The organism is Halobacillus salinus, from assembly GCF_004684905.1.
Lineage (GTDB): Bacteria > Bacillota > Bacilli > Bacillales > Halobacillaceae > Halobacillus > Halobacillus salinus.
The window spans coordinates 99404-115574 of sequence record NZ_SRJC01000001.1 but is presented as its reverse complement, the minus strand read 5'-3'; the positions used below and the strand labels follow the sequence as shown (position 1 = coordinate 115574).

Below are 16171 nucleotides of genomic sequence, written 5' to 3'. Positions count from 1 at the left end.
GAGGTATATGTGGATAAGTTGTGCAAGCGGATCAAGAATAAGGATGTGCATGATAACATCAAGCTCGAGATAGGCGATCATCTTCAGGAACTGAAAGAGGACGCCATGCGCAGGGGGCTGTCTGAAGAAGAGGCTGTCCATGAAGCTTTGGCGCATATAGGTGATGAGAAGGTATTAGGGAAGCAGTTGAACAAGACGCATAAAGCGCCGTTGGATGTACAAACCATCCTCCCGGTTCTCGCGGTTTCTCTCGTCGGCCTTCTCGTTATGTACTACTTGCAATTCCATTCGTCCATCACAGCGCTTCATGAGATGAAGTTATTTCATAAGAGTCTAGTATTCTACTTAGCCGGCCTTCTGCTCATGCTGGTCGTGTTCCAATTGGATTATAGAAAACTGGCAAAGTACTCGACGCCCATTTATGCAGGTATATTACTCGTTCTTTCCTTGACCGTCTTGCTCGGGGTCCGGGTCGATGGCATCCCGTATTTGAATATCGGCTTTGCCTTCATTAATTTCACGGAAATCACTCCATACCTCTTGGTCGTAGCCTTTGCGGGAATCTTCCATTCATGGAATTGGAGAGATACCAGAAAGTCCTGGCTTGGAGCAGGTCTTCTTGCTGTACCGATCCTTTTACTATCTACGACCGGGGCAGTGGCTGCCACATTCATCAGCTTGATTGTATCCGTTGCCATGATGTCCGTCTCCAGCGCCAGCATCAAGCAGGTCTTAGCTGTTACTGTACCCCTATCCATTTTGCCGATGGTACGTCTTTTCGTCCAAGCAGATCCGTCTGCCCTACCTAGCACGTATGCTGGTTTGACTTTGGGAGATGCGAACTTCATAGGAAGTGCTATAAAGTCCACTCCCGGACTCATGTCGGAAGTCCATACCGATTTCATCTTTTCGTACACCCTTTACACATTCGGTTGGATGTCCGCCATCATCGTGTTCGCGTTGATTGCCTCGTTCATTTGGAGGGTCATCAGTACGGGTAGGAACATGACCTACTCATATGGTCGACTTCTCACGATCGGTCTGGCAGCGACGTTCTCTGTTCAGTTCATCCTGAACATCCTCATGAACTTCGGTGTATCAGCGGTGCCTGGCGCAGCCATGCCTTTCATGAGTTACGGCGGCTCCCATATACTACTCGAAATGATTGCTGTCGGGTTATTGTTGAGCATCTACAGAAGACGCGATACAGTCGAACAGTCTGTGGCATACAGTTGAACAGCCTATATTATATGTACAAAAGAACAAAGACACGCTACCGATTTTTTGGGCAGCGTGTCTTTAAATTTTCCGGACCCATTATCCCTCTATTATGCCATTCATTCTCTGAACGGCTATATCCTTCCCACCAACCCATTCTTTGAAATCGACCTCTAAATCCTGACCGCTTTGTGCTATGGTGGTCAGAATCTTTGCATCCCGATAGGAATAAGAAAAGGTGTGGAGCGTCCCGAATAGATCATTATAGTCGGTGAAAAACATAGGAGACTCCTTGCTCTTGAAGTTGTTGAATGCCTCTGTTTGAGTGAGATGTTCGTCCTTCAGCTTATGTAAATAGTCATTGCGTTTTAACGAGCCATGGATGGACTCCCTATTTTTATCTTTGAGCTGTTCCTCTTGGAAGTGGTTCACACAGGTTAAAGTGCCATCACGCCTAACCACGACTTGATCTGGAGAAGCTTCCACCACAGCCATATTTCCCTGACTGTCTCCCAGCGAGAAGTTATAGCATGCAGAGTGAGGGATTTCTTTCAACATAGATACCGCATCGTCCACTGTGGCACATGTGTCCAGCACCATGCGAATAGAGGTCCATGGGGATAATCCTTTCCTGTACCCTTCATTGCTCACAAAATGCAATCCCATCACCAAACCATGTTCGTTCACTCCGTCATGTCTGCCGATGATCTGCAGGTTATATCCTACTGAAGCGAATGCCTTTTCAGGTTGTACCAAACTGAAAAGTCCGTCATATAAGGCTGGGGAGAAATCGTAGTTCCTGACGTAGTAATCTTCTGTTAGAAGAGCGGAGCACCCCATAGCTTCTGTTCTCGGCACATCATATCCACTAAACATGGCTGCCGCTTTGTGAGAAGGTATATCCAGACTATGCGCCAAGCCGTCCAACTCTTCCAACAGATGTGGAGCGAACGAAGAATAAATAGACTTCATTTCATCATGATCGATTTCAGGTTTCGTTATCGCTTCGAACGTTTTCAGTATCGATTGGTTCTCTATTTCCTTTCCTGTCTTGAAGCCAACTTCAAAAGCGGTGTCCCTCAACTGAAGGACGTTCACATAAATATCCGTCATCGTAACCCTCCCAGGTAAGAAAAAAATGTACGTTCATCTAAAACATGTCACCCCGTCGTCCTCAGTTCTTCTCTTCAGAAATGGATTCATAAAAATCATGGACTTCTTCATATAAACCAGCATCCCCATTTTGGATTTCATAGACATCCTGAGATGCCCCACCATCCTCAAAACTGACAACCAGACCTCCACCGTCTCCTGCCAAATCCATCACTAGATCATCATCCTTATTCTCTTCATCATCGATGAAAATCTTCAACAAACTACCTTCCTTCGCGTATTCCTTACCCACTTCGCTAATATCGGACTTCTTTACCCTCTTCAGTTCGATGTCAGCAATCATCGACTTGAATTCGTCTATTTTTCCTTGTTTGCTTGTCTTGGCTTCTTCATTCATATTAATAACCTGTTGATCGTCCCTTATCTCTACACTACCTATCGGATTCTCCTCTTCCATCATGGATGATAGAGAGATAGAATCGTCGCCTGGGTTTGCACAGCCTGATATGGTAACTAGAAAGAGAGACAGCAATAAGAACCGGATAACCATACGGACAACCTTTCAATGAATTTCTTTATTATAAGTAAAAGTGCAATTATCTAATAATCGACAGATACTGTTTCCCGTCACAAGATATAGGGTAGTAGGTATTCAAGAAAACCGTTACCATCTAATTAGTACTCTGGTCTTTAGAATTACTAGATTAGTGTCGATATTTCCTATAGTAATTGTTTTTAGATGAGAGGAGAATTCATCTGCCTACAGTAGACTGCCTACAAAAACAGATAGAAACGGTTAGAACAGAAATGTACACAGCTTACAATAACGCCGTGGAATACGGTGAGTTAGTGAAAATTTCCCAAGAGTTGGATGAGCTATTGAATCAACTAGACAAATTAATCTATTGAATAAGTTCTGTATGACTCCATAAAGATCTGGGGTCATTTTTTGTTTGGGTATGTTTCCTAACTACTTAATCAGAAGCGTTTGAAATAAATGTAAACAAGGTATTCCGTACATACAGGAGGTGATTCCGTGAGAGACAATGTCGTTTTCAAAATCATCTATGTACCGGTCATGGTCTGTTTGATATATTGGCTCTTGAGTTTCTTCATCCCTTCCGAACCGGAATGGAGAATCCCTATCCTCTCATCCGTCACGCTGGTCGGGTATTGGCAAGTGTTTTTCAGGAAAGAAAAGGATCCAGAATAGATTCATAGCTTTTCTTGAAAAAAAGCGATTGCCCCGAGCAGACAACCGCTTCCTTACTTAAGACCGATGCAGTACACCTTTGCCGCCGATAGCCTGCAAGGTGTTGAGCCGCTCCATTCCCGTTATGATCGGTTTGGCGCGTCGGATCAACGTCTGCGTAGCTTCGATTGATAAGGAGGCTTGATGGGCATCCTCACTGCTCCACACTTCATAGACATAGACCGCATCCGGCTCCTGTTCCGATACATTCACGAGATAAACCTCGCATTCTTCGACCTTCTCCATCGATTCTGCCGCTTCCAACAGGATATCCACCAATGTTCCGCGTTCGCCTTCTTGTACCGTGAACTTGCCGAACAGACTGAATTTGCTCATTCAGACACTCCTCCATTTTTTCCCACCATTCCCTATCTTCGACACCCATGCTGATTCGACCTGCTTACTCCTCAGTCGACCGAGTTCTTAAGCATCATATCCTCTTTATGACGATCCATCGCAAGACCGATCAACTTCTCGATCAGTTTCGGATACGGGATGCCGCTCACTTCCCACAGCTTCGGATACATACTGATCTTCGTGAAGCCGGGCAGCGTGTTGACCTCGTTGATGACGAGGCTGCCGTCTTCCTTCATGAAAAAGTCCACCCGCGCCAAGCCTTGGCATTCCAGAACCTCGAACGCTTTTATCGACTGTTCCTGGACGTTCTTCTCCCATTCGTCACTCAGGTCGGCCGGGATCTTCAGCACCGCACCGTTTTCATCGATGTACTTCGTTTCATAGGAATAGAAGTCCCCGTTCGGCAGGATCTCCCCTGGCAGGGATGCTTCCGGATTATCGTTGCCGAGCACAGCACATTCTACCTCTCTGCCGACGACCGTCTCCTCAAGCAGCACTTTGTGGTCATACAAAAGCGCCTGCTTGAGTCCTTCCACATATTCCTGTTCCGTCTTCACTTTGCTGACGCCGACCGAAGAACCTTGGTTGGCAGGCTTGATGAAGAATGGTGTCCCGAGCTTCTCACTGACCTCATCGAAAGAAGGATGCTTCTTCGCTTTTTTCACCGTAATCCAGTTCGCCACTTCGAATCCGGATGCCTGCAGGAGCTTCTTCGTGATGTCTTTATCCATGCAGACGGCAGAACTCAATACGTTCGGACCGACGTACGGGATGTTCGCCATCCGGAGCATACCCTGGACACTTCCGTCCTCTCCGAGCGGACCGTGCAGGATCGGGAAGATGACGTCCAACTGATCCAATGCTTCCGAGCTGTTGATGTTCAGGATCTGGTCCTTCTCCCGCCCCGGCACTACCGCGATGTTCTGATCCGTCTTGTTGAGTTCGACGAGCTTCGGGTCGTCTTCGTTGATCAGGTAACCGGTATTGTTGTTGAGGTGCCAGTTCCCCTGTTTATCGATACCGACCAGCGTGACATCGTATGTATCGTGGTCGATGGCTTCCATGATGTTCTTGGCTGATTGCAAGGATACTTCGTGCTCGGACGACTTGCCTCCGAACAATAGACCGACTTTGATTTTACTCATGTAGCTTCCCCCTCCATCATTTTCCTTCTTACAATGTATGTTCATCTTAACAAATAAGGCTTTTCCACGACACTAAATTTGTCCTCAGAAAAAAGAAGAGCCGCCGCAGCAGCTCTTCTTAAAAAGTTCACTTTTTCAAAACAGGTATCCAGATTTCGCTGCGGAAATCTTGTGCGCTCGTGTCTTTCTGTTCGTTCCAAAGGATCTCCGGGCCATTCACCTGTTCATAGGTGGAAGACGGGAACCATTCGGAATAGATCCGTCCCCATACGTCCTGGAGCGTTTCCGGGAACGGGCCGACCGCTTCGAACACCGCCCATGTCGATGCTTCCACGTCCAACTTGCTGAAGGACTCCGGACACTCCTTCGTCGACGCGACGCCGATATAGTGATCCAGCTCCCCTTCTTCCTGGAACCTGCCTTCTGAGAAGTTCGTCGATGCACTGATCAAGCCGGACGGCTCGATGTCGGATAGACTCTTCAAGTCGTTGATCTTCTGTTCGTCCAAGGACTTCCACATCGCCGCGATCTCCGGGTTCACCCCGTTGAAGATGATCGGCACCCTTTTCTTCAAGCCGATGATGGAAAAGGCCTCTTTCTCTACGATTCGATAGTTCATTTCATTGCCTCCTTCGATAGATAACCGGAAGGACATCTTCGGATAGGCTTTCAGCGAATGAACGCCACGCTTCACTTCGGAAGGGGTGATGCCGTGCAGTTGCTGGAACGCCCTTGCAAAGGCGTCGGGGGAGTTGTATCCGTACTTCATCGCGACATCGATAACCTTCTCCTCCCCCTTCAGCTCGAACGCAGCGAGCGTCAGCCGCCTCCTGCGGATATACTCCGACAGCGTGATGCCGGCGAGGAAGGAGAACATCCTCCTGAAGTGGTATTCCGAACACTGTGCGATCCGCATCACGTCATCCGTGTCGATATCGCCTGACAAGTTCTCCTCGATATAGTCGATGGCGTCGTTCATATTTTTCAAATTATCCATTGTGATGACCTCCCTATGTCTATAGAATAGCAAGCTTGGAAGTAGTGTCCCCGACTTTTCGTGCACGTATGGGCAGGGTCCGCTTTGTTCGAATGTAGCATACAGGTGCATGAAAAGTCAGATAAAGCTACTTCAAATGAGTCACGCACACAGGCATTCAATAGATTGGTCACATCTACTAATAGCAAGTCCTTTCTAATTCAAACATTCTGACTTCAAGGTATACAAGCTATACCTCTCCTTGAAAGGGCTGAATTATAAAAAAAGGAAAGGAAATCACTATGCCGAAATTGATTGCTTTAGATGATGGTCATGGTCTGAACACGTCTGGTAACCGTACGCCTAATATCCCCGAGATTGGCAGATCGATCAGAGAGAACGAGTTCAACCGGGCCGTCGTACGCTTTCTGAAACAGGAGCTCGAGAGAAGCGGATTCGATACGTTGCTGGTCGCACCGACGGATGAGGATATCTCGTTGAAGAAAAGAGTGGACCTCGCCAATGCGCGGAAGGCCGACATCTACGTCGCTATCCATTACAATGCCTTGGACGGCTCGTTCTCCGGAAGCAACCCGAGCGGAATCGAAGTCTACGTCTACCCAGGAACTCTGAACAAAGCAGCAGGGAAACTCGCAACCGCCGTCGGAAAATACTTGAGACAAGGGACAAAGCAGAACTGGCGTGGGATCAAAGAAGCGAACTTCTATGTATTGCGGGAAACGACGATGCCTGCCATCCTGACAGAGAACGGCTATATGGACAACAAGACCGAAGCATTGCTGATGATCGATGAGAAATTCCAACGCGAAGTCGCCGTCGAACACGCCAAAGGGATCTGCGAATACTTCAATGTCCCTTACGTAGCAGCATCCGACAACAGAAACGAAACCGGATTCCGTGACGTCTCCCCGGACGCCTACTATGCCGACGCGGTCAAGAGAGCCAAGGACCTCGGCCTCTTGAAAGGGTACCCGGATGGAAGGTACCTTCCTGACAACAGCCTGACCAGAAAAGAATTCGCCGAAGCTCTTATCCGACTGTACGACAAGCTGAAGTAACTGGCCGTACTAAATTGGTTGTGGGCTTGAATGTGCAAGTGTGCCAAAGTCGAGACTTTGGCACACTATTTCATTGACCTTATGTATATTTCTCTACATACTCTTCATACTTTACAACCTCGATCACATCCGACCAGCTGAGTACCGTACCGACGAAATCCTTTATATCAAGGCCAGCCATTTCATATGTATCCCCGGAATTCACGGTCGCCGTCGCATCCTCGACGAACGTCACTTCATAGCCACGATCGTAGGCAGCAATCGCCGTGAACATACAGCAGAACTCCGTATTGAACCCCGTGATGAACAAGTGATCGACTCCCCTACGCTCCAGCTCCTCTGATAGATCCGTGTTGAAAAAGGAACTCGGAGTCTGTTTCTCGATCACTAGATCCGCGTAACCTTCGATGGAAGGATGCAACCGAGTCCCATCTGAGCCTTTGAGGAGCGGACTATCCTCGTCTTCATCGGAATGCTTCATGAAAAGGACCGGACTCCCATCTTGGTTGAAATCGGTAATCATCTTATCCATCAAAGAAATCTCTTCACGGAAATCCCCTTGATCTACCAAGCCGTTCTGAACATCGATGACCAATAATGCTTTCACGTTCCCACCCCTTTCTTCAAAAGCTCGTCACATCGCCTTTATTGCCCTTCTTTCCTTCCCACATCGATCACATTTAAAGATGGCTGCTGGAGACTGATCCTCCCAGCCGATCTGCTTGAATTTATGGAGCCCTATCCTGCATAATAAGTGCTTTTTCTTCTCTTCACTCATATGGAATGCCCCTTTCAATGATCCAATCGTTTTCTATTGAAGAAGTTCGATGCGAGCATCATCACGACTCCTACAGCAATCAAGGGAATAGAGGCAGCCTCTAACACGTCCGGCGTGTCTTCGAGTCCGATGCTATCACTGAAGGCGAATCCGAAAGCGAACAGCCATAACCCTATAAAAGCGAGCCATTTCCCTGTTGTGGTTTTTCGTTTAGTAAACATTCCTATCCCCTTTCTGAATTTGAAGCATCCACTACGATATCAGGATTCTCCGTGACTAATAGACGGATGAATTCCTTCTCGTTTTCCGGTGAAATGTTGATGACCTTGCCGGTGCTATGAAGGATTTCCAAGCGGTTCATCGAGAGAGCAGGTGCCATCACCGGACTTCTACCCTTATCGATCCGAGTTATCCCGTCAATATCGACTCTGCTAGTGAAAGGACCGAACCTTACCGTGATCCTTCCATCATGGACCTTATACCCTGTACTGAACCATAACCACATCAAGAGCCCGATTATCAGACCGCTCATGACATAACCTAATACGCTCTTGTAGGTTACGAGTTGCCATCCGACGGGTTCTGAACCGAAGATGTATATCAGTATTATGGAGAGGATTATTCCCCAGATTATTAGGAACTGCCAGATATCTTTTTTTGATGGAAAATACACGATGAGTCCCCCCTTCTACTAATTTACGTTGCAAAGGAGAGAATAGTTTCAGGATAATACCTTTTTTTGTAAAAAATGCTTTATGGCTTGGTGCAACCCTATAAAAAAAGCGCTCATGGCTTTATCAACCACAGAGCGCTTTTTATATCGTTGATAAATCAATAACAGTGAATGAAATGTCCTAGTAAATGAACGATTGATACCTCCGCCAACACGCTCACTGTTTCATAACAAGCATCCACATCCAGACACTCATCTTCCGTATGCTCCATCTGATAACCGACAGATAGATTCACAGTCTGGATCCCGTCTTTGAAACCTAAAGCAACTCCATCAACCGACCAAACATCACATTCGGCCGCTTCGCAAATTCCTCTCGCTCTAGCACAACATTATCTTCACCAGCCACAATCACAACGTTATTCCCCTTTAACTCAAACATCAATCTCCCATCGTCAGATCGCATCGAAGTTACCCCCGACGCAAGACCCACATCTCGCTGATCCAGCGATATCTCAATGTTCTTGGAAAACCTACGAAGCAATTTCCACATCTGCTGCTCCACACTAGATTTCATAAACAACTGAGGAAGTTCTTCAGCTTCTCTCAGAAGGTCAAGCGTGGTCATAGCGGAAAACCCAATTCCATATCCTACAGGTTGAATCAAGTGGTCCGTCATCTTCCACGCGTCCACATAAAGTTTCACCTCGGAACTTTCAGACGATACACGCTCAATCCGCGCATAGCGGTGGATACCGCCCTTTTCTCCGAATTCTTGCTTTGGGTGGTACAACGCGACATAGGCTGCTTCGTTCCAGCTTTTCGTAACCTGATCTGGAGGGAAAGGCACGAATCCTTGCCTCAGCACGTTCCGTAATTCGTCTTCCGTTGACACGTTCAGGATGAGCACTTTTTCAACAAACGTTGATTCCCATTCCTCCAATGTGCCTTTGGGCAGAATTCCCTCTGCCTGCAGTTGTTCCGGTGAGCGTTCGATCAGCCGATCTAAGAACCGCTCCACAAGAGACGTCGAGTTGGGTAAAAAAGGGAAGCCGCCAATGTTCACCTGGCGGATGCTTTGGTAGAACTGATGCCGCTCATACGCGTGCTCTTCTCCCCAAGGGAATAACACATACGCCCCGAACGCGTATCGTTCGTACGTTGCATTCCTCCCCTCGACTAGGGCATCTCGATAACGGTGCATCGTGTTGATATCTTCCTCGAGCGGGCCTGGACTCTTGTAAGTGCGGTTGTAATACCCACCTTCCACTGCAAAATCAACCCGATATTTCGCGTCGAACACGTATTCATAGGTCCTCTCTTTTCCAGCCTTCTCGATACTCAACATCGAATCCGGCTTCTGCTTCACAGTTGGCACATTCCCTGAATGCTTTTGGAAAAAGAGTGTAATCTTCTCCTGCGTCTCGGGATGACGGAATACACGCTTCGCCGTTGCGGACTGATCCAATGTAACAAACAGCCCCTGACGATTCACTTTGATCACATCCTGACTTACCATCGGGTACTTCGTTGCCAGGATCTGCCCGAGTTTCAGAAAGGTCCAGTATTCATACAACGTCGCGACATCTTTGACGGACATCCTCGATAGCTGTCCCTGAAGAACCAAACCTCTGGACAACGTCAAGTACGCCTGATACGCCTCGCGGTAGCCAGGTGCCATTTGCAACACAAGACTCATAACCGAACGATCTAGTCTGCTGATCGGCCTCCAAAAAGCAGACTGAAGTTTCGTTTCCAGATTCCGCTTCATCCGTTCTATCTCCTGGTCTTTTTCAGTCAAACTTTGAACCTCATAATAAGAGCGTCGTAGAACGCTTTGCAGCGATTCCATCTTATGAATTATCCGTTCCATCATCCACTTAACGAACCGGTTTTCTAATGTGTCATATGATAGTCGCTTTTCCACATTCAAGCCTTTTATCGGCATCCTCGATGTACCTCGAACCTCAATCCCCTTCTTTGTTTCTACAAATAGGTGAGGCCGTTTGCGCAGAAACTTCCTGCCTCTTGCGTCCTGCTTCTTCAACTGATCTCCCCGGACGAGGCGGTGCTCTCTCAGCATCTGATGATGCGGTTGGCGTTCAATCTGAGTAATGGCCCGCATAAACTGCTCATAATACTCAGAGAGCAGTCGGTAGAACTCAGACCACGACGGTTCAACTGTCAGCGACGTTGAAGCCGCCATATACGTTTTCTTCACAAAATGATACGCCAGATTGTAGACCTCTTCGTTCACTTCTTCTAATAAACGCTTATAGTCCTCTTTATAGGAAAGCTTAGAAGGAAAGACTTCGATCGTGAGGCTCAGAACTTCCTCTTGGTCGTTTCCAATTTGAAAAGTGGAATACCCCACTTCATTCGTAAACGTTAAGTTCCCCATTAACAGCTCATGGGGAGGCTTGCCCACACGAGAGACAGCATATCGAAAGGACGGATGCTCATGGTAAAAATGAAGCCGAGACCCGTTCTTCGGCGTCACCACTACTTGGTACGTTCCATTTTCAAAAAACAACGGCGGAACTTGTACCACCTCTGTCATCTGCTCTGATTGAACATCGAATACACGAACCGATTCAATATGCTTCCCATTATAAGAAAAGTGCATCTGTTCCGTACCCCGCACCTTTTTGTATTGCTTCAAACTCTCATAACGATGGTGATAGGGCTTCCCTTTGATATAAAGCGAACACTCGGCTGTCTCAATCTCGATAAGCTCCACTTCTTCATTAACTGCTCCAGAAGGATGTAAACCCATCACGATCCCCCTGCTTCAGCATGTCATAGACTTTCTCTGCACTCCGAGGAAAGCGCGACCCGTCCATTATTCCTTCCGCTTGCTCCTTCGTCCAGCCTCCTTCGTAGTCATGATTCGTGAAATAAAAAAACAGATCCTTAAGAACCTGGAAAGACTGGCCGTGGCTTGCCGTGAGTCTCGGCAGGATCTTCTGGTGAAACTGGAAGTCGAGCGCGTCATCAACAGACAAAAGAAAGCGGCTGTAAATCGCATAAAAACAGATCTCATCTCTCACACGATACCCGACATGTGCCTGAATCGGCTCAAGCAACTGGTTCACCTTCACCAACTCCGCCGTCACCTCTTTGATCAGCTCTTTATGAGCAGGATACGCATCCTTCAACTTCAAGTAAGACGCCCTCATCCTCGAATTCGACAAGGTCACCGGCACTGTTGCTAATCCCTCTTCTTCCATGAAATCCAACCAATTCAAATGCACCTGATTAAACTCAATCGTATTCGCCCGGTCCAGAACCTTCTTACTAAATGGGTGCGTTGTCTCATCCATATTAACCGTGCCGATTATATAGAGGTTTTCAGGAATTGTTAACGTATAATCCCCTTCATTCAACAACAGTGAAGTCTCGATCGTATCCCCCTGCCACTTCCGGCTCTCAATTACGCTGAGAAAATCGCTGAAGTAATACTCCACCCGCGCCAAATTCATCTCATCCAACACCACAAAATAAGGAATATTCGGATTCTCATTCGCCTTTAAAATTGCTTTTGTTATTGGCCCTTCCTGAAATACCCCTTGAATATCTGTGTAGCCAAGAAGATCCGATCCATCACTCCAATCCGGCCTCACCGGAATCAGCGTGTACTGCCCATTATCCTCACTTGCCCCCACACTCTCCGCAAAAAGCTCAACCATCCTCGTCTTCCCAGTTCCGGATATGCCAGATAGAATCACAAACGGCTTCGTACGCAGCGACACGTACACATTCTTCACGTCATCAACTTCGTAATAGAAGCCCTTGTTTTTGATGTAAGAGTGAATGTGTTCAAGTACCTTCTTCTCCGACATCTCATCGATGCCATCGCTACTATCTTCTGCAACTTCACCGCTTTCTTTTTGGATGTAGGTTTCATAGATGTCGGTCATGGCTTTCAAGTCTTGTTGGAGCTGTTGTTCGGTTGGGAGGTTGTTGCTGTTGTATGGGATGTAAAGGGCTGATGCATTTTTATAACCTTTTGCCTTTTTACTGTTTCCAAGGTCAAGATCGTTGTTTTTCTGGATAGGCGCAGAAGTATTATATTTCCTCTCATTAATAGTAGCCCGTATGTCCTCTTTTTGATCTTCCATTTCTTGCTTAGAAGTTTCTGCTACTCCTTGCATGAAAGAAAGATATACCCGTTGCATATCATCACTAAATACGTAAACGAGATAATAGCCTCTCTGGGTGCTCGTTGTGATTTGACTATGTAGGATTGCGATCCAAGGAACTTGCGCCCAGTCACCTCTTCCAACTGACCCTTTCACTTGATACCTTTCATCAATAAAGTCCAGGGATTCTAGCGCGCTCGGGAATTGAGACCTGACGTAAATGCCAAACTCACTGCCAGCAAATGATGATTGCTTTTCTTCAATATATTCTGTTGTCATCTTTATAAGGACTGATCGTAATGTTTCTTGATTGACCGCGTTATGCTGTTCTTCCATCTAATTCACACCTTTTTGGGACGAATTATCATACCAATGTTTTTTTATATAGTTGAGACGGTTATATCGTTTCTGCTTTGTATAACAAACTCGAGTACCGCTTCAATATATTGGTGATCCATTTCCGATTCCTCTTTAAATCCTATAAACCATTATCCCATCTCATCCTACTTATATATAGCATCACGAGACTCTATCAGACCACTTTCATTATGACCCGCTCTGCCCCTGGATCCTTCATAACGATAAATCATCAGCACTTTTGATTTCTGCCCTTCATTCTTTTCCAGAACAAGATTATTCAATACCTCAATACGTTCTACACCCTCGATATTTTGGATGCCGTTTACATGTTGCGGAATATAAACAACCTCAGTTATGGAGAATAATTTCTCAATCGTCTCCTCATATTTGTCCCAGACATTTCCCCTCTTTAAGTGCAGAACCAATTCTATATATTGCCCCTCATCAATTCTAGCATCATACTTCCACCATGAAAGGTCCATCGGCCTGGAACGTCCTTTTTTAAGTTCAGGTTTTGCATCTTCTACATAAGCATTGAACCCCGCATCTCTCCAAAGTTCGCGAAATAATCGATTTCACGCTTCGTGAACATTGTGCAGTTGTGTGAGGATGACAGGTTGATTTTTCGATAGTTACGCACATATCCTTCAAAGATCTGCATTAAATCAATATGAGTGCGCGGAAGCACGCGACTTCCCTACCTACACTGTCTGTACCTTCGAATTGTTGTATCAACTGCAGACATTGATCTGCCTGAACGTTTGTTACACGTCCCTTTCCATACATTAGTGTGATACCCTGCTTCAAAGAACCTTCGCATTGGAAGATTTACCATCTAGGAACTGTCTAAAGTGTCTTCATCAAACGACCTCCCATTACTTGGAATATGACTTTTCATTCATTTTATCATACAAGCTGTGTTGCCTAGCAGTATTTGAAGGACAACAGATGGAGGTGTCGAACGTTGTATAGTAACCCATTTAGCGGAGGAATGCATTATCCATAAAGACGAACTACTTACGTTTCATAAAAACCACTTCAGCCCAAAGACTCTGAGAGAGCGCGACGTTCATGGAGGTTTCAAAGAAGAAGCCTCTTTTATACTAGAAGAAAACCCAATGACAATTTCTGAAATTGCCGGCACTCTTTTAGAAGAGCATTTTCCAGAGACCTATCACAATGAATTACTTGACAAAGTCGGATTGAATGTAGGAATTAGAACATATCGAAAACGAGACTTCGCTTTCCGGAAAAAATACTTGAGGCTTATGAAGAACGCTGTGCAGTGTGTGTTCAAATCCAAAATCAATGATTCGTTAGTAGGCGTGGAAGCGGCGCACATAAAGTGGCATCAGGCCTACGGTCCAGACACAGAAGAAAACGGCCTGGCTTTATGTTCTCTGCATCATAAGCTTTTTGATAAAGGGATTTTCACTGTCAGGGCTGATCGAATGATTGAGGTTAGCGAGAAGGCTTCGAGGATGGGGCCTTATAAGGAGTTGATGACGGACTTCAATCAGGATTATATTCGGAGACCGTCTCTGGACCTTTTTCTGCCTGATGCTGGGTTCACTGAGTGGCACGTTCGAGAGGTTTACAAGGGGTATTGAATATAACGTGTCTGGATTGGGAAGAAACAAGCGATCATCCATTGGTTTATGTCCCCCAATAATCGGCAAAGTTATAAACAGTAATGTAATTTACTGGAGGGTGTATGGGTGGACAACTTAACCAAAGAGCAGCGACGCAGAAACATGAAAAACATCAAGAGTCGTTCAAAAGTGGAGGACAGAGTATCTAAGGAACTTTGGAGAAGAGGTTACAGATTTCGTAAGAACAATAAAGAACTTTTTGGTAAACCAGACATATCTATACAAAAGTATAAAATCGTGATCTTCATCGACTCCTGTTTCTTTCATGGATGCCCAGAGCACGGTAACACTCCAAACACAAATCGTGATTTCTGGGTGAAAAAGCTGAAGAGAAATAAAGAGCGGGACGCCGAAGTGAATGACTATTACAAATCTATAGGCTGGCACGTTTTGAGAATTTGGGAGCATTCTCTAAAGAAGAAATACTTTGAGCAAACGATAGACGAAATAGAACAGTTCATAATAGAAGCCAAAAATAAAGAGAGTAACGAATAGTTACTCCCTTTATATACTGATGTCCTCGTGGTCCATTCCAGTCAAATCTATTTTGTATTGAATTTGCAGAATGTGTGAAGCGGCATCGCCCAGCGACTCCTTCAAGCCCTCAGTGGAAAACAAGCCTGTTGTATTATATATTCTTCCTTCAAGCACTACAAACTTCTTATCTCTAGCAGATGCATTCTCTGGAAGTCCCAGCCTTAAGAGACCTTCCTCTAATTCTTCACCTGAATAACCAAGCTCAGTCAGTTCCCGAACCACATCGCTAATGGAAAAACCACTCGAACTTTCTTCAACTCTTATAAATAGTAAATCCGCATTAAAGATTGAACTTAATTGAAATTGACTGTTAACCGTTATGATATTCTCATATTTGTTCGTTGTTGTTTTAACTTCATAGTTTTTACGGTCCTGCTCTATATCAATAGAATTCCCTTTAGGCCCTGTCCAACGGGGAAGGTTGTCGCTGTTGCTTTTGGAAGCAAGGTATTTTAAGGAGACCAGTTCTCCCAGGACACCATGAACTGACTTTTCCACTGATGCGTTTCCTAATAGATCCTTCCATTTTTCCCACCAAGAAATAGGCTCCGTTTTCAAGTTCCCTCTGTCTATTCCATCCTTACCAGGGTCGAGGAAGATCGCTGCTATACTGGCAAATTCGTACCTTCTCTCATCACTCTCACATGTGAGCAGCAGCAGATTCTTTTTCTCCCCCTCTATTACCAGGTGCTTGTTGTATAAGTTTACGTTGGTAAATTTCTCATTCACTTTCACTTCAAAGTCGGTAACAATTCCAACACCGACCTCACCATTCAGTTTCACTACCCACCCTGGGTAATCTTCCCCTAGAAGGTTATCGGGTAGTTTTCGAATATTCTCCGGCTGTAAAGAAGCAAAGTACTGTCTTAATTTATAAACAAGTTCCATC

19 protein-coding genes are annotated in these 16171 nt (G+C 45.8%); 6 read left to right on the top strand and 13 right to left on the bottom strand.

From position 1 onward, the window contains the following. The first annotated feature begins 9 nt into the window (after nucleotides 1–9). The gene (locus E4663_RS00530) at nucleotides 10–1236 is read left to right on the top strand and encodes an FtsW/RodA/SpoVE family cell cycle protein (RefSeq protein ID WP_241657081.1); all 1227 of its coding nucleotides are present in this window, start codon (nucleotides 10–12) and stop codon (nucleotides 1234–1236) included. A gap of 81 nt (nucleotides 1237–1317) precedes the next feature. Here E4663_RS00530 and E4663_RS00525 read toward each other — a convergent pair whose 3' ends face one another. Together E4663_RS00525 and E4663_RS00520 are read right to left on the bottom strand one after the other, a co-directional pair. Continuing rightward, the gene (locus E4663_RS00525; RefSeq protein WP_135326254.1) at nucleotides 1318–2331 is read right to left on the bottom strand and encodes a C45 family autoproteolytic acyltransferase/hydrolase; all 1014 of its coding nucleotides are present in this window, start codon (nucleotides 2329–2331) and stop codon (nucleotides 1318–1320) included. Nucleotides 2332–2392: 61 nt separating this feature from the next. After that, nucleotides 2393–2881: a hypothetical protein gene (locus tag E4663_RS00520; protein ID WP_135326253.1), complete on the bottom strand. Its 489-nt coding sequence runs from the start codon at nucleotides 2879–2881 to the stop codon at nucleotides 2393–2395. 179 nt (nucleotides 2882–3060) lie between these two features. Between E4663_RS00520 and E4663_RS20215 the strand changes: the two genes are divergently transcribed. Together E4663_RS20215 and E4663_RS19615 are read left to right on the top strand one after the other, a co-directional pair. After that, nucleotides 3061–3240 (top strand): aspartyl-phosphate phosphatase Spo0E family protein, encoded by a 180-nt coding sequence (locus tag E4663_RS20215; protein WP_277752096.1) that lies wholly within the window; start codon nucleotides 3061–3063, stop codon nucleotides 3238–3240. Between the two features lie 127 nt (nucleotides 3241–3367). Then, nucleotides 3368–3544, top strand: a complete 177-nt coding sequence (locus E4663_RS19615; protein WP_158290374.1) for a hypothetical protein — start codon at nucleotides 3368–3370, stop codon at nucleotides 3542–3544. Between the two features lie 57 nt (nucleotides 3545–3601). On the opposite strand, the gene E4663_RS00510 is transcribed toward E4663_RS19615, so the two are convergent. From E4663_RS00510 to E4663_RS00500, 3 genes are all read right to left on the bottom strand, one after another. Further along, nucleotides 3602–3919 carry a putative quinol monooxygenase gene (locus E4663_RS00510; RefSeq protein WP_135326251.1) on the bottom strand — a complete coding sequence of 106 codons (318 nt, stop codon included), beginning with the start codon at nucleotides 3917–3919 and terminating at the stop codon, nucleotides 3602–3604. A gap of 71 nt (nucleotides 3920–3990) precedes the next feature. Next, a complete protein-coding gene (ddlA, locus tag E4663_RS00505) occupies nucleotides 3991–5085 on the bottom strand; it encodes a D-alanine--D-alanine ligase (protein ID WP_135326250.1) in 1095 nt (364 codons plus the stop codon). A 127-nt stretch (nucleotides 5086–5212) separates the two neighbouring features. After that, on the bottom strand, nucleotides 5213–6082 hold the full coding sequence (locus tag E4663_RS00500) for an AraC family transcriptional regulator (RefSeq protein WP_135326249.1): 870 nt from the start codon (nucleotides 6080–6082) through the stop codon (nucleotides 5213–5215). 281 nt (nucleotides 6083–6363) lie between these two features. On the opposite strand from E4663_RS00500, the gene E4663_RS00495 reads away from it, so the two are divergent. Next, nucleotides 6364–7140, top strand: a complete 777-nt coding sequence (locus E4663_RS00495; protein ID WP_135326248.1) for an N-acetylmuramoyl-L-alanine amidase — start codon at nucleotides 6364–6366, stop codon at nucleotides 7138–7140. Nucleotides 7141–7219: 79 nt separating this feature from the next. On the opposite strand, the gene E4663_RS00490 is transcribed toward E4663_RS00495, so the two are convergent. From E4663_RS00490 to E4663_RS00465, 7 genes are all read right to left on the bottom strand, one after another. Further along, complete coding sequence (locus E4663_RS00490) at nucleotides 7220–7747, bottom strand: isochorismatase family protein (protein ID WP_135326247.1); 528 nt, start codon at nucleotides 7745–7747, stop codon at nucleotides 7220–7222. A 27-nt stretch (nucleotides 7748–7774) separates the two neighbouring features. Beyond that, the gene (locus tag E4663_RS19610) at nucleotides 7775–7918 is read right to left on the bottom strand and encodes a hypothetical protein (RefSeq protein ID WP_158290373.1); all 144 of its coding nucleotides are present in this window, start codon (nucleotides 7916–7918) and stop codon (nucleotides 7775–7777) included. Between the two features lie 14 nt (nucleotides 7919–7932). Further along, nucleotides 7933–8139: a hypothetical protein gene (locus E4663_RS00485; protein ID WP_135326246.1), complete on the bottom strand. Its 207-nt coding sequence runs from the start codon at nucleotides 8137–8139 to the stop codon at nucleotides 7933–7935. 2 nt (nucleotides 8140–8141) lie between these two features. After that, nucleotides 8142–8450, bottom strand: a complete 309-nt coding sequence (locus E4663_RS00480) for a PH domain-containing protein (protein ID WP_135326245.1) — start codon at nucleotides 8448–8450, stop codon at nucleotides 8142–8144. A 460-nt stretch (nucleotides 8451–8910) separates the two neighbouring features. Then, entirely contained in the window at nucleotides 8911–11367 is a 2457-nt protein-coding gene (locus tag E4663_RS00475; RefSeq protein WP_135326244.1) for a restriction endonuclease-like protein, read from the bottom strand. Further along, entirely contained in the window at nucleotides 11339–13069 is a 1731-nt protein-coding gene (locus tag E4663_RS00470) for an McrB family protein (protein ID WP_135326243.1), read from the bottom strand. The genes E4663_RS00475 and E4663_RS00470 overlap by 29 nt, the downstream gene beginning before the upstream one ends. Before the next feature lie 167 nt (nucleotides 13070–13236). Beyond that, on the bottom strand, nucleotides 13237–13575 hold the full coding sequence (locus E4663_RS00465; RefSeq protein WP_135326242.1) for a hypothetical protein: 339 nt from the start codon (nucleotides 13573–13575) through the stop codon (nucleotides 13237–13239). A gap of 486 nt (nucleotides 13576–14061) precedes the next feature. Between E4663_RS00465 and E4663_RS00460 the strand changes: the two genes are divergently transcribed. Beyond that, the gene (locus E4663_RS00460; RefSeq protein ID WP_479680734.1) at nucleotides 14062–14703 is read left to right on the top strand and encodes an HNH endonuclease; all 642 of its coding nucleotides are present in this window, start codon (nucleotides 14062–14064) and stop codon (nucleotides 14701–14703) included. 108 nt (nucleotides 14704–14811) lie between these two features. Further along, nucleotides 14812–15240, top strand: coding sequence for a very short patch repair endonuclease (locus tag E4663_RS00455; RefSeq protein ID WP_277752095.1), 429 nt, complete (start codon nucleotides 14812–14814; stop codon nucleotides 15238–15240). A gap of 9 nt (nucleotides 15241–15249) precedes the next feature. On the opposite strand, the gene E4663_RS00450 is transcribed toward E4663_RS00455, so the two are convergent. Then, on the bottom strand, nucleotides 15250–16170 hold the full coding sequence (locus E4663_RS00450; protein WP_135326240.1) for a PD-(D/E)XK motif protein: 921 nt from the start codon (nucleotides 16168–16170) through the stop codon (nucleotides 15250–15252). Nucleotide 16171 lies beyond the last annotated feature (1 nt).